Annotated in this window: 8 protein-coding genes; 5 read left to right on the top strand and 3 right to left on the bottom strand. The window is 55.3% G+C overall.

The window, feature by feature from the left end; all coding sequences use genetic code 11:
- Positions 1 to 500: 500 nt before the first annotated feature.
- Positions 501 to 5588, top strand: a complete 5088-nt coding sequence (locus tag H7849_RS09950) for a chitobiase/beta-hexosaminidase C-terminal domain-containing protein (protein ID WP_186746153.1) — start codon at positions 501 to 503, stop codon at positions 5586 to 5588.
- A 73-nt stretch (positions 5589 to 5661) separates the two neighbouring features.
- Here the strand turns inward: H7849_RS09950 and H7849_RS09945 are convergent, their stop codons facing one another.
- Together H7849_RS09945 and H7849_RS09940 are read right to left on the bottom strand one after the other, a co-directional pair.
- Entirely contained in the window at positions 5662 to 6207 is a 546-nt protein-coding gene (locus tag H7849_RS09945; RefSeq protein ID WP_186746152.1) for an AAA family ATPase, read from the bottom strand.
- A 65-nt stretch (positions 6208 to 6272) separates the two neighbouring features.
- Complete coding sequence (locus H7849_RS09940; RefSeq protein WP_186746150.1) at positions 6273 to 7706, bottom strand: outer membrane beta-barrel protein; 1434 nt, start codon at positions 7704 to 7706, stop codon at positions 6273 to 6275.
- A 249-nt stretch (positions 7707 to 7955) separates the two neighbouring features.
- On the opposite strand from H7849_RS09940, the gene H7849_RS09935 reads away from it, so the two are divergent.
- From H7849_RS09935 to H7849_RS09920, 4 genes are all read left to right on the top strand, one after another.
- Positions 7956 to 8702: a YebC/PmpR family DNA-binding transcriptional regulator gene (locus H7849_RS09935; protein ID WP_186746149.1), complete on the top strand. Its 747-nt coding sequence runs from the start codon at positions 7956 to 7958 to the stop codon at positions 8700 to 8702.
- 130 nt (positions 8703 to 8832) lie between these two features.
- Positions 8833 to 9558, top strand: coding sequence for an acyloxyacyl hydrolase (locus H7849_RS09930; protein ID WP_186746147.1), 726 nt, complete (start codon positions 8833 to 8835; stop codon positions 9556 to 9558).
- 9 nt (positions 9559 to 9567) lie between these two features.
- Complete coding sequence (ftcD, locus tag H7849_RS09925; protein ID WP_186746145.1) at positions 9568 to 10509, top strand: glutamate formimidoyltransferase; 942 nt, start codon at positions 9568 to 9570, stop codon at positions 10507 to 10509.
- A gap of 66 nt (positions 10510 to 10575) precedes the next feature.
- Positions 10576 to 11541: a hypothetical protein gene (locus H7849_RS09920; protein ID WP_186746143.1), complete on the top strand. Its 966-nt coding sequence runs from the start codon at positions 10576 to 10578 to the stop codon at positions 11539 to 11541.
- A gap of 312 nt (positions 11542 to 11853) precedes the next feature.
- On the opposite strand, the gene H7849_RS09915 is transcribed toward H7849_RS09920, so the two are convergent.
- On the bottom strand, positions 11854 to 14367 hold the full coding sequence (locus H7849_RS09915; RefSeq protein WP_186746141.1) for an ABC transporter permease: 2514 nt from the start codon (positions 14365 to 14367) through the stop codon (positions 11854 to 11856).
- Between the last annotated feature and the right edge of the window lie 8 nt (positions 14368 to 14375).

Below are 14375 nucleotides of genomic sequence, written 5' to 3'. Positions count from 1 at the left end.
GACGCAAATTGCAGCAGCGGTAATCAACATGAGTAACTAGGGAAAGTTCGCATTTTGGTAACAGCTCTGCATGTCTAAAGGCATGACGAGCCTACGAATGCTTGTTAAGGGTTAACCAAAAGTAGTAACTGCTTGCAAAAATCGTAATCTCCTTTTCTTCCGACGTGATCTGCTTCTTTCTTACTGCAAAGAGAAAAATACGGACAAGAATCCCAGCTTTTCATGATGAGTGCCACGGTGGCTTTCTGTCGATGGTTCGTGGCCGATGAATTGCACCCTGCGGGAGGGCAAGTAACGCTCTGGGGAATCGCAACAATAAATTGTTGCGGATTTTTGCACGAGACGCATCAAGCGCGAACTCCCTGAGAGTGAACAAAAACTAGACACCCCCTCATGGATGCGATCACGTGCAATCTATTTTTACTTCCCAGGTTCTTAAGTCTTTCGCTGCCGATGTCAGAAAGCTGATTTGCCGATCCGGCGGAGTCTGTCTCTCGTCGATGTTCCTGGTTGTGTTCGCGATGAAGGCGATCGGGGCAAGCGCGCAGACAGCCACGGCGGTCAATGTTCCTACATGGCGATATGACAATATGCATGCAGGTGCGAATACGCAGGAGACGCTGCTGACGCCTGCGAACGTGAACACTACGAGTTTCGGCAAGTTGTTCAGCATAGCCGTGGATGGGTATGTCTATGCGCAACCGCTTTATGTCAGCGGTATCACGATGTCGGATGGTCTCGTTCACAATGTTATCTACATTGCGACCGAGCATGACAGCGTGTATGCGTTTGACGCGGACACGAATGGCGGAGCGAATGGGCTGCCATTGTGGAAGGCGAGCATGCTTGACCCAACGCATGGCGCAGCCGCAGGCGCGACGACGGTGCCGAGTACGGATATTGGAACCCATGACATTGTTCCCGAGATTGGGATTACGTCGACTCCGGTATATGACCTGGCGAGCCGGACTCTCTACGTTGTAGCGAAGACGAAGGAAAACGGAACGTATGTTCAACGCATTCACGCGTTGAACATGATCACGGGCGCGGAGCAAGGGGGCAGTCCATCGCTGCCGATCTCTGCAACTGTCACCGGTAACGGAAATGGAAGTTCGGGTGGGCGAATTGCGTTCAGCCCGACATGGCAAATGAATCGTGTGGCTCTCGATCTCTTTGGCGGTTACCTCTATATAGCGTTTGGTTCACACGGAGATAACGGGCCATGGCACGGGTGGGTGATGGCCTACAACGCCAGCACTCTGCAGCAAACGGGAGTTATCTGTCTCTCTCCCAACGGATACGGCAATGGTGTGTGGGGTGCCGGTGCTGGGTTGCCCGTCGATACGGGGAGTAATGGCGGACGCATCTTTCTTTCGACTGGCAACGGCTCTTATACAAGCTATCCTCCACTGTCGGCGAATGTGGATTATGGTGACAGCATCGTTCGCCTCGATCTCGCGAATGGAAGCTTCACGCCCGGCAGCGCATTTACTCCATTCAACCAGGCCACGCTTTCTAATGGAGACCTCGATCAGGGATCAGGCGGAGAATTGATGCTTCCCGATCAGCCGGGCTTGCACACTCACGAATTACTGCAAGTCGGCAAAGAGGGGCGAATCCTTCTTCTCGATCGCGATAGCCTTGGTGGATATGCGCCTGGAGGAACCTCTAACACGAATATCATTCAGGATATTTTGGGCCAGACCGCTGGATTGTGGAGTACTCCAGCGTACTGGAACGGACACGTCTACATGTGGGGCAATGGAGATACGCTCAAGCGGTTCGATCTTACGAATGGGCTGTTGAGCACAACACCGAGCAATACCGCGAGCGTTAACTCAGGGTTTCCAGGCGCCAGTCCGGTTATATCTTCCAACGGCCCACAAAGCGGGATTGTCTGGGCAGTTAGAAGCGATGCGTATAACTCGAATGGGTCGGCGGTTCTATATGCATTTGATGCCAACAATGCGATCAACCCGATTTACAAGAGTGACACGAATACAGCCCGCGATGATGCAGGCCCGGCGACGAAATTCGTCGTTCCTGTAGTTACAAATGGGAAAGTATATGTAGGTGCTGCGTATCAGGTAGACGTCTATGGCCCGCTCAACGGAGTGCAACAGGCGCCACCTCCGGTAATCAATCCAGATGGGGGCAGCTTTGCGGGGCCAAAGCAAGTCGCGATCACCAGCTCTATCCCGAGCAGTTCCATCTACTACACGACAGACGGGACAATTCCGACTCCTGCGGCGATTCCATATTCAGGGCCTTTTACTATTTCCACGGGGACCACGATTCGCGCGGTTGTGAGCGCGCCGGGCTATTTGCAGAGCTCAAGCTCTGCCATCTTCACCTTTCTAACGCAGACGCCAGCTCCGGTCTTTACGCCTGCTCCTGGTTCCTATACTTCGGCGCAGGTTGTCACACTGAGCGATGCCGCGCCTGGGGCGGTGATTTACTACACGACTGACGGCTCCACGCCGACGGTGAATTCTCCCAAGTACAACGGTCCGATCACTGTGAATAGTACGGAAACGGTGCAGGCTATGGCGACCAGCAGCCTGACGCCGAGCATTATTGGTGGAGGAACGTATTCGATTCAGTACTCAGGCGCGGGCATTAATTTTGGAAGCGGGTTTTCTTCGGTTACAGGATTGACTCTGAATGGCAGTGCGTTGCATAGCGACGACAGCCGTTTGCAGCTGACGAGTGGCGGGACGTTTCAGGCCGGCAGCGTTTTCTATAACGCGCTCATGAATGTTCAGTCGTTTACCAACGACTTTTCGTTCCAGCTCTCCGATGCTCACGCCGATGGCTTCACGTTCACGATCCAGGCGCAGGGACCGAAGGCGCTCGGCCCTTCAGGCGGAGGGTTAGGTTACGGGCCTTACACCACAACCGGCACGGGAGGGATACCCAAAAGCGTTGCGATTAAATTCGACTTCTACAACAACAGCGGGGAAGGTTCCGACTCTACCGGGCTTTATACGAACGGTGCAAGCCCCACCATTCCCGCTATCGATATGACTTCGTCCGGAGTCACGTTGAACAGCGGCGACACGATAAATGCGCATATGGCGTACGATGGGACAACGTTAACCATGACGATTGCCGACGCGGTCACCGGCAAGTCGTTCTCGCAAAACTTTGCGATCAACATTCCTCAGATTGTAGGAGGCAATGCTGCATACGTTGGATTTACCGGTGGTACGGGCGGTTTGTCATCGAGCCAGAAGATTCTTACCTGGACCTTTGTTTCCAATGCAGCTGTAGCTACGCAGACTCCCGCGATTTCTCCGAGTACTGGTTCATTTGCAACGGCTCAGAAAGTCACCATAACCGATGCAATCAGTGGCGCTGTCATCTACTACACGATCGATGGTTCTACGCCGACGACTGCCTCATCTGTTTACAGCGGTCCGTTGACCATCAGCAGCGGCACTGTGAAGGTTTCAGCGATGGCCGTTGCAGCAGGCAACGCGCCGAGCCCCGTGACATCGGCGACGATTACCATTCTGCCGCCAGCCGCCGTTGTTCCCATGTTTACCCCGTCAGGGGGGACGTATATCGGGGCGCAGACGGTAGCGATTACGAGTAGGACAGCAGGTTCAACGATCTACTACACGACGGACGGATCGACGCCGACGGCAAGTTCCAGCGTGTATTCGAGTCCGATTTCGGTGAGCGGCAACCAGGCGATCGATGCCATCGCCATGGCCCCAGGCTATTCGGTGAGCCAGGTGGGCAGCGCTGCTTATGTGATTCAGACGACGGGGCAGGGCATCAACTTTGGCAGCGGCTTCACGGGCACGGCTGGAATTGCGCTGAACGGCAGCGCACAGATCAACAGCGCGCTCAGCGCATTGCAGCTGACGAATAACGCAACCTTCCTGGCTGGAACAGCCTGGGCGACTACGCCGGTGAATGTGTCTGCCTTTACCTCAGACTTCATCTTCCAGATGCAGAATCCGGTCGCCGATGGTTTTACCTTTGCTATTCAGAGCAACGGCGCGACGGCGAAGGGTTCTTCCGGCGGATCGCTGGGCTATGCGACGATCTCCAACAGCTTTGCGCTGAAGTTCGACATTTATAACAACCAGGGCGAAGGGAAGGATTCGATTGGGGTGTATACGGGCGGAGCGCAGCCGATGACTCCGGCCACCGACCTGACGGGCAGCGGGATTGTGCTGACCAGCGGGGATGTCTTCCATGTGCACCTGGTCTACAACGGAACGGCGTTGCAGGTGTCGATCACGGACACGAATACGTCGGCATCGTACGCGACGACGTTTCCAGTGAATATCCCAGGAGCGCTGGGAACGAGCCAGGGGTATGCAGGATTCACCGGAGGCACGGGTGGGTCGACGGTGACGACGAACATATTGAGCTGGACGTTTACGCCTGTGAGCGCGCAGGTGACGGCCGATCCCACGTTCAGCCCTGCGCCGGGGACGTATACGAATGCAGTGCAGGTGTCGCTGAGCAGCCTGACGCCGAATGCAACGATTTACTACACGATGGACGGATCGCAGCCGAGCCACACGTCGGCGGTATACAGTGCGCCGATTCAGGTGAGTGGGAATTCGCTGACGATCAAGACCTTCGCCAGTGCTGCCAATTACAGTGACAGCCCCATCGTCACGGGTTCCTATGTGATACAGCCTCCGTCTGTTGCACTACCAGCAATATCTCCGGCTGCGGGAACCTACACTTCGTCGCAAGTGGTTTCGATCTCTCAGCCTGCTTCCGGAGCGCAGATTTACTACACCACAGACGGCAGTACGCCGACGGTCGCGTCAACGCGCTACTCCGGTCCGTTTATGATCATTGGCTCGCAGACGGTAAAGGCAATTGCGTTCGTTTCTGGAGTAGGGCAGAGCAATGTTGCCACGACTGCCTATGTCATTCAGGATGGGGGTGAGGCGATCAACTTTGCCCGCGGATTCGCAGGGGCACAGGGGCTCACGTTTAACGGCAGTGCAGCCAACTTGAATGACGGCACATTGAAAGTAACGGATAATGCCGCAACGCATGAAGGGGGCAGCGTCTTCTTCAATGCGCCAGTTGATATACGACAGTTCCAAACGAGCTTTACATTCCAGCTGCTGAACGCTGCGGCAGACGGATTCACCTTCACCATTCAATCCAATGCGCCAACTGCGCTCGGGCCGAATGGCGGAGGACTGGGCTATGGGCCGGACACTCCAGGCGGTACGGGCGGCATACCAAACAGCGCAGCGATTAAGTTTGACCTTTACAGCAATCAGGGAGAGGGCGCAAATTCAACGGGGCTCTATACCGGCGGCGCGTCCCCTACGATCCCTGCCATTGATATGACTTCATCCGGGATCAATCTGCATAGCGGCGATCCGATGCTGGCGAATGTGAGCTATGACGGAACAACTGTAACTCTTACGCTGACAGATCTGACGACCAGCAAAACATTTGCGCAGAAATTCACAGTGAACATTCCATCGATCGTTCATGCGAACTCGGCATACGTTGGATTTACTGGCGGCACAGGAGGGTTATTAGCGCTGCAGAAAATCCTGAACTGGACCTATACACAGACTGCGCTCACGCAGTAAGAGATTAGGCAAGCAGGCCGGCCTGCGTAGTTTCACAGCAGGCCGGGTCTGCTTAATCAGAGATGGATGCGGACTATTCAGTTTCGGTCTGAAACGGAAAGTCGACGACGTAGTGGGCTGAACGATACATGGGGCTCGATCTCTCATGAGATGCATCCGTCATGAGAATCGAGAGTCCGGAGTAGGCTGCCAGTAGTTTTAGCAATGGGCCTGGCAAATCGTCCGCATTGTCGATTATCAAAATCGCATTCTCAGTCCGAGCTGCGGCAACCATCTGTGTGAGTCGTCTTTTCCCGTCTTCGGCAAGGAATTCTCCAATTTCGCTCAGGTCAATGCGATACAGCGTCCGTTGCACTTCGTATGCCAGCGCTTCAGCAGCCATGAGTTTTCCGGCTGCATCCTGGCCCGTAAAGATTGCGATCAAACATGAAGAAGCGTTCGCCCCTTTGAAGTTTAAGTGCGTCGCGATCTTGCACAAGGCTATAACCTGTGCCTCAGGCAAAGGCAGAGGCAGGGAGAGGTCTCGCCACGAATCACGACACTGCTGCTCGGCCCGGAGACGAGCCGGATCCGGTTCCGCATAGAAATACGACGCTTTGATGCACGGTAATGCAGACATAGAAATGCGCTCCGCTCTAAGGCTCACTGACTAGTGAAACTACGGGGCATTTCGTTTCATCGACGTTACCATGCGCCTTGTTTGGCGCCGAACCACCAGATCAGCCCTAAAGTGGCCGTCGTCTGATCGTTGCTGAGGTGGCCCAGCGTATCGGTCAGGAAGTACGGCTGGTTCGAGAAATCGTGGCGCAGTTCTTCCCGTACGAGAAAGCCGTTGCCGACGTTCTGGTCGAAGGTGAATGTGAATTCCTTGAGCGCCTGCACTTTTCCGCTGTAGAGCGCGCCACGGTCAGATAGATATTCTGTGCGTGCGCCCAGCGCGAGCAGCGGGTTGAACTGATAACGCGCGTAGAGTGCGCCGCCGTCTGTGTGCTGAGGGGCGGAGTATGTCTGGTAGCGCGAGATCACATAGTCGCCTTCGATTGCGAAGGTGAGTTTGGGCGTGGTTGTCCAGATTGCATAGCTATCAAAGATGTTCAACTTGCCTTTGGGGGAATTGGTAATTGGCTCAAAGGGCTGGCCCTGTTGTTCCGGCAATCCCGGCGGTCCATTGGTGACGTACTCGAAATCGGGATGTTCCTGGCCGAGATAATAGTTGAATGTCCAGTCGATGGAATTGATTGGTTTCGCCTCGAAGCCGACCATCTCATCTTTAAAGCCGTTGGTGGGTTCAGTCTGCTGCGTGCCGTTCACCATCCAATAGTGGCCTGACAGTCGCGGCGTAAATGCATACGTAGCGCGCAGGCCTGCATGGTAAAACGGCAGGTAGTCGAACCAGTACGAGCGCGAGTAGTTGATCTGGTCTTTGGTGTAGTTACCTTCCATTCCCAGAGAGCTTGCCCACTTTCCGATGTCCACGGTGAGGCCGCTACCTACAGGAACAACATATGTCCCGTAGGCCTGGAAGATGTTTCGGTAGATTTCAGGGCGCGGTTCATTAGCGGGATTACCCTGGAGCGTCTCGGTCGCCTGGCCGAATTGCAGATCGATCCGGGCACCGAAGCGTTTGCCATTGGCTGGATCGACGGCGTGTTCAAAAACAAGATCGGCCTGATTGATGCTGAAGGCATTGCTGCTGACGTCGTATGCGCGGAGCAGGTTGACGCGACCAATGGGGTCGTTGAAGTTGTACTCGTAATAGCCGTCGAACATCATGTTGATCGTAGTGCCGTTCAAGAAGTCGAGCGTTTTGCGGTCTGCCGCGGTTAGTGTTTGAACCACAGGCTGCACCGTCTCGGACTGCTTCGCGCCGAGCGCCATGCTCGCGCTGCTGAGCGTCGCTGCGTTTTCATCAGGCGCAGCGGTGGCGACAGTGACATTGTCTTCATTTTCGAGCTTCGTCAGGCGTGCATTGATCGACGCAAGTTCGCGTCGTAGTTCGCGAATCTCTTCGCTTCTCGATGCAGTTGCATCGGAAGCCTGCGCCTTCAGGTGAGAAGCGATCATCAGGATAGACGCGATTGCCAGCATATGCATGGAGAGGCGAAGAGGACGGCTCATGGTGGATTCCTCCAACAAGGCAAACTGCACGGTCATAATCATCACAAGGAAGGCATGAGAAAGTCATAAGGAATGCGTTAAAACGGCGAGGCCCAATTGGCTTGGAATTCAGGAAATCGTCTGCCATCGCGAATAAGCTAACCGACGGGCAGCCTGTTATACTTATGAATTGCGGGAATTGCTCTAAACCGATCCTGTTTTCAAGCATTTCGCCGTAAACCGAAAACACATAAGCTTCCGAGGTTTCCCATGTCCGGCCATTCAAAATGGGCGACAATTAAGCACAAAAAGGGGGCTCTTGACGCGAAACGCGGCAAGGCCTTCACGCGTCTGATCAAAGAAATCACCATTGCTGCGAAGGCTGGCGGCGATCCCGACGGAAATCCGCGCCTGCGAACTGCAGTTGCCGCTGCGAAGGCGGAGAACATGCCTGCGGACAATATCAAGCGCGCGATTCAGCGCGGTACCGGTGAACTGCCTGGGGCTATCTATGAGGAGATCACTTTCGAAGGGTACGGTCCGGGTGGAGTGGCCATTATTGTGGATACGACCACAGACAACCGCAACCGCACGGTGAGCGAAGTCCGGCACGCGTTTTCGAAAAATGGCGGAAACCTGGGCGAATCCGGATCGGTGCGCTTCATGTTCACCAAGAAGGGCGTCATCGCCGTTCCCAAGAGCGCGGCGAATGAGGAACGGCTAATGAACATCGTGCTCGAAGCCGGCGGCGAAGACCTGAACGACGAAGGCGACACGTGGGAGATCCTCACCGATCCGGCGTCATTTGAGGCGGTTGCACAGGCCGTCCGCGACGCTAAGATCGAGACCGTGATGTCCGAGATTACGATGGTTGCGTCGACCTACACCAAACTCGAGGGCTCGGCCGCCTCGCAGATGATTCGCCTGCTCGAAGCGCTCGAAGACCATGACGACGTGCAGAACGTCTATTCGAATTTCGATATGGACGCCAAGCAACTTGAAGAGGTCGCCGGCTAAGCGGTCAGCATGATCCACCACGAGGGCCGCCGGATGGCGGCCTTTCTGTTCGAACAGAAGAAAATCGAAGCGCAAGCTCGTACCTGACATCAGAAGTTCAGAGCACCAGGAAAACTATCTAGCACACACTATGCTGAAAAAATTTGTTCCTTCTTTTATTGTTCTGGCCTCCAGTCTGTTTTCACTTTCGGCCATCGCTCAGAACGCGCAGGAGCCCGCTCCAGACAATGACATCTCTGCGTCGGCCGTTCTGGCAACCAGGCCGTGGGAGTTCGGGCCGTTCCTTCAGGGCGGCGTCGGTGTCGGTGATCGCTCGGACTTCAGCTTTACCAGCGCAGGCGCGCGTCTGGGCAAGGTGATCACGAACCAGCATTTGCCGGGCTTTATCCGCGGGCAATTTGAGTATGCGGGTGAGTTGATGCCCTACTGGCAATCCTTCACACCGGCTCCGCATTTGCAGGAAACAAAATATGAATTTGACGGACAGACCGGGAGTGCGCTGTTGCCTTACAACGGTGGAACTTTCAGTGGCGTCAGCATCACGCCCATCATTCTGCGTTGGGACCTGAAGCCAACCAAGAAAATCGCCCCCTGGGTTCAGGGCGCAGGCGGACTGATCTGGACAAACCACAAATATCCGCCGGACATCATCGTGGAGCATGGCCAACCGGGTGGCACGAGCGTATGGAATTTCACGCCACAGTTCGGCGTTGGGTTTCATTACTTCGTGAGGCCAAGGCAGTCATTGACGTTTGCCGCAAATGCGATTCATATATCTAGCGCATCGTTGGGCGATCGCAATCCCGGCGTGAACGCGAGCGTGCAGTTCCAGATTGGGTACACGTGGTGGAAGTAAGAGATTAGGATGAGCGACGCGTTAATCGAATGCGTGCCGAATTTTTCCGAGGGCGCCGACTCGCGTAGGGTTGCATCCATCATTTCGGCCATGCAACTTGACGGCGTATCGCTGCTAGACTGGTCGCTCGACTCTGCCCATAACCGCTCGGTGGTAACGATCATCGGATCTCCTGCTGCAGTCGTTGAGGCTGCGATTCTCGCTGCTGGCCGTGCCGCTGAACTGATCGATCTCACATCGCAACAGGGTGTCCATCCGCGTATCGGGGCGGCGGACGTGATTCCTTTTGTGCCTGTCCGCGGCATTTCGCTTGAACAGTGCGCTCTGCTGGCGCGGCAGGCTGGCATGGAAATCTGGAAGCGCCATCATATTCCCGTCTATTTCTATGAGGCTGCTGCCGCGCGTCCGGATCGAGCGCTGCTCGAGGATGTGCGGCGCGGGCAGTTTGAGGGCTTGCGCGATGCGGTGCGTAAGGATGTCTCCCGCCGTCCGGACGTAGGCGGACCCGATCTGCATCCAACTGCGGGGGCATCTGCTGTGGGGGCACGCCGTTTTCTCATCGCTTATAACATCTACCTGGACACTCCGAATGTGGGCACTGCAAGAGCCATTGCTAAGGAAATTCGGGCCTCAGGCGGTGGCCTGTCCGGAGTGAAGGCGATGGGTGTGCTGGCGCACGGGATGGCGCAGATCTCAATGAATATCACGGATTTCCGCCAGACGTCGGTAGCGGACGCATACGCTGCGGTCAAGCGGCAGGCGGCGCGGCACCGCACACAGCCTGTGCGTGGAGAGCTGATCGGGCTGCTGCCCGAAGCAGCTTTTGAGCAGGACAGCGAGTGGGTGCGTCAATTACATGGGTTTAATCCGGATGAGAAGCTTCTGGAACGGAAGCTGGAGCATCCGATCGCATGGCCGGTATCAGAACTGGATCGCGTCGGTCTAAAATAATAGCGCAGGCGCAGACGTCTGCCTTGGGATACAGAGGGTCAGCCGGATTCGGCAGCTCTCGGAGGTATGAATTTGAAGTTTGGCAAGAATCTTTCGCTCGTCGCCACGATGGCGCTGAGCATCTTTGTATCTCTGCCTGCAACGGCGGCGCAGCTCGGCGGTGACGCCCGCGCGGTCATTCCTAAGGACGTGCAACAGCTGATCGTTGTTGATTATCGTGCGATGCAGAACTCAGAAGCTGCGATGAATTTGAAGGCGCGGGTGCTCCCACCCGAGCTCAAGCAACTCGAGACGGCGCTCAAATCCTCTGGCTTGAACGACAATCACGATGTAGACGAGCTGGCCTTTGCAGCCTTCCGGACGGCGAACGGTGGCGAGAGCACGAAGATTGTCGGGATTGCCCAGGGACAGTTCTCGTTGCCGGACATTCTGGCAAGCTTCAAGAAGCAGAAAGTAAAGGCGACCAAACTTCGCGACAATGTCATCTATCCGATGGGCGCAAGCGGCATGCTGGTGAGCTTTCTGAATCCGACGACCATGGTCTTTGGCGCGAGCGATGCGATCAAGCTTGCGCTGGATGCCCGCGATGGTCTGACACCGAACTTCCTAAGCAACGACACCATGATGCAGCAGATGACCGTTGTCGATACCGAGCCGATCTGGAGCATTCTCGACCAGAAGGGCACCCAGATGATGATGCGCGGCGTGCTCGGCGAAGCTTCGCAGCTCGCAGACTATGACACGGTTAAAAAGCGTATGACTGCATCACGTTACACGATGAACTTCAACAATGGGGTGAAGTTTAATCTGGACGTGGTAACGGCGGATACTTTCACAGCCGCAACCATGTCTTCACTGCTCAATGCCGCTGCCATGTACAAGAAGGTTAGCGGCACGGCCATCGAGAAGACGGCGATCGACAACACGACGATTGACTCTAACTCAGGCACTTTGCAGGTGCGGTTTTCGTCCTCGGACAGCCAGTTCGCGAGTTTGCTGCAGTCGCCCCTTTTCCAGTCGGTAGTCCATTAGGAATTCAGGATTAAGGTCCCCCAAAAATAGCTAAATTCCTGAAAACAAACAGCTAGCCGGTTTTTCAAGCTTGCTAAGATATTGATAATAGGGAATTTAGAAGTAAAATATTTAGAATCAGAAGGATAAAGCCGCCCCAACAGGCGGCTTTCATCATTCGGCCCTTTCTTGGCTCCTATATCTAGTTTAGCAAGTCCGGACTGAAAACACGCCAATTTCCGGAATCATTTTGACTTTTAGAATCAATCAGTTGAAGAGAAACCATCGATTTTGGGGCTTGACACGACCAACGGCATGTTCCCCATGACAACTCTATTCTTCGTGCAGGGCGCGTACAGGATCGACGCGCAAAGCGCGCCGTGCGGGAAGCAAAGCAGCGGCAGCAGCAATGGCGATCAGGACTCCGATTCCACCCGCATACCCTGCGGGGTCAAGATTGCTGATGCCATACAGTATCTTCCGCAAAAGCTGCGAAACTGCAGCCGTCCCGGCAGCTCCGACAATCGCGCCGATAAGAACGGGCCACAGAAACTGCCGTAGAACGACCGACAACACATGCAGCGGTTTTGCTCCAAGGGCGATGCGGATAGCAATTTCTTTCGTGCGCTGCGAAACCGCATATGCGACCAGACCGAGAATTCCCACACCCGCCATCAGCACCGCGACCATTCCGAGCAGGCTGACTGCCAGCACCGTATTCTCAAGAATTTGCGTATAGTCTCGGAAGCCGGATTTGAGAAGCCAGACGTATGGAAACAGCTTTGGATCGAGGGTCTCCACGATTGACTTAATCATCGGAGGCAATCCATCGGGAGCGCCTGCTGTCTTCACCAGAAGAGTCGTCGATGTTATGTCCGAGGGCTGCGCAGCCCAATATGCTTCGACTGCATCGCCGTCATTTAGTGCCTTGATACGCGCATTTCCGGCAACGCCCACCACGAGATCTTTTTGGTCGCCAAACTTCTGGCCCAATGGTTCAAGTCCCGGCCATTGTTTGCGCGCCAATGACTCGCTCACGATCACGGCATGTGTCTCGCGGGGAAGAAGATTCCTGCCTCGGACGAGCGGAATTTCCATGGTCTTGAAAAACTCAGGATCGACCCAGTTTGGATAGATATTGACGGGATGCCCTCCGATATCCACCGTCATATAAGACGTGTAGCCATTTCCCAGAAGAGATATCTTCGACATTGCAACCGACGTCACACCCGGAAGACCAAGCAATCTGCCCTTCAGTTCATTGACATAGGCTCGAGCCGCCTCCGGCGTATATCCGTGGCTGTCAAGTCCCGGATTGATGCCGATCACCTGTTCATATCCGAAGCCCGGATCGCTATGCAGCAGATGAAGCACCGCGTGCACCAACAGGCCGGATAGGATCAGTAAGATGCAGCTTGCGGCAATCTGTGCGCCAACCAGTATCTGGCGGATGATTGTCCCGCGCTGGCGTTGCCGTGCGATCTGCAGCGCAGGAGCCAGCCCGAAAAGGATCGCCGCCGTAACAGCTATACCCACCACGAACAGCAGCACGCGCCAGTCAGGAGCAAAGCTGACCCAGTCTGGTGTTGGGAATAAGGCTGACAAGATACGCAGACCGGTATAGGTCAAGGCCAATCCGCTGAATGCGCCAATTAAAGCCAGTAGCAGGCTTTCAGTGAACAGTTGCCGGAAAATGCGTTTCCTGCTCGCCCCGATCGCGATGCGAATACCGATTTCGTGCTCACGTGTTATCCCGCGAGCCATCATCAATCCACCCAGGTTTGCGCACGCCACAATAAAGATGAGCAGTACCAACGCTGCGATCATGGCAAACGCGCGATACATTTCCGGCTGCATCACCGTCTGGTGTCCGCCCGGATCGCTTCGGATGTATTCCTTGTCCCATATCAGCTTGGGATATTGCTTGCGCAGCTCGTTGGTAAGTTCCAGCAGCTCCTGTTCAGCCATCTTTGCGGTTACGCCGGGTCCCATACGGCCCCACATGCGCACACCGCCTCCGCTGAACACATCGGTCAGCGCCGTGCTGCCCTCTACAAAATACGGTTGCTGCTTGATCGGCAGAAAAACATCCGGATCTTGCCCATGCAGGCTGGGAAAGGCCTTGGCAATGACACCTACGACAGTCACCGCCTTCTTGTTGAGATGAATTACCCTGCCCACGATAGAGGCATTGCCGTGAAAACGTCTCTGCCACAACCCGTAACTCAGCACGGCCGTCGGAGGCGTCTCCGCAGCATCGTCTCGCAATGGATCGATCACCCTGCCAGCCGCTGTATTCGCTCCGAGTTCAGTGAAGTAGTTGGCCGTCACGAAATTGACCGACACTGGCTGCAAATCGCTGTCGAGTTCCATAGCCGGCGCGCCCATGGCTGCAAACATAGCTGACAGTGTCTTCGTATGATCGCGGTAAAAGAGAAATGACGGATACGGTGTGTCCGGTGTAATGATTTCCGGAGAGCGCCTCTGCAGCCGCACCAGCGAAGCAGGATCGCGCACAGGCAGCAGCTTGAATACGATGACATTGAGCATGCTGAAGGCCAGTACGCAAACACCGATGCCAAGAGTCAGCACGACTACCGCGGTCAGCGAAAAACCAGGCGACCGCCATAGGATGCGCGTGGCATAGCGTAAATCCTGCAGAAGCCGATCGATCCACGTCCATCCCCAAGCTTCACGCGATTGCTCGCGCAACCGCAGCGTGTTGCCGAAATTCCGCCGACCGTGGCGCGCAGCCATCTCGCGATGGAATTCCATTTCGTCTTCGAGCTCGCGGTTAAAGCGCCGATGAAACAAAAGATAGCGAAGACGTCGGAACAATTCGCCCACGGTGCCTC

The sequence above is a fragment of the Alloacidobacterium dinghuense genome (genome assembly GCF_014274465.1).
Taxonomy (GTDB): Bacteria; Acidobacteriota; Terriglobia; order Terriglobales; family Acidobacteriaceae; genus Alloacidobacterium; species Alloacidobacterium dinghuense.
This window is presented reverse-complemented; position numbering and strand designations above follow the sequence as displayed.

Bases quoted from the DNA above. Each gene is read 5' to 3' on its own strand.
- H7849_RS09950 (WP_186746153.1), top strand. From the start codon at position 501: ATGTTCCTGGTTGTGTTCGCGATGAAGGCGATCGGGGCAAGCGCGCAG.
- H7849_RS09945 (WP_186746152.1), bottom strand. From the start codon at position 6,207: ATGTCTGCATTACCGTGCATCAAAGCGTCGTATTTCTATGCGGAACCG.
- H7849_RS09940 (WP_186746150.1), bottom strand. From the start codon at position 7,706: ATGAGCCGTCCTCTTCGCCTCTCCATGCATATGCTGGCAATCGCGTCT.
- H7849_RS09935 (WP_186746149.1), top strand. From the start codon at position 7,956: ATGTCCGGCCATTCAAAATGGGCGACAATTAAGCACAAAAAGGGGGCT.
- H7849_RS09930 (WP_186746147.1), top strand. From the start codon at position 8,833: ATGCTGAAAAAATTTGTTCCTTCTTTTATTGTTCTGGCCTCCAGTCTG.
- ftcD (WP_186746145.1), top strand. From the start codon at position 9,568: ATGAGCGACGCGTTAATCGAATGCGTGCCGAATTTTTCCGAGGGCGCC.
- H7849_RS09920 (WP_186746143.1), top strand. From the start codon at position 10,576: ATGAATTTGAAGTTTGGCAAGAATCTTTCGCTCGTCGCCACGATGGCG.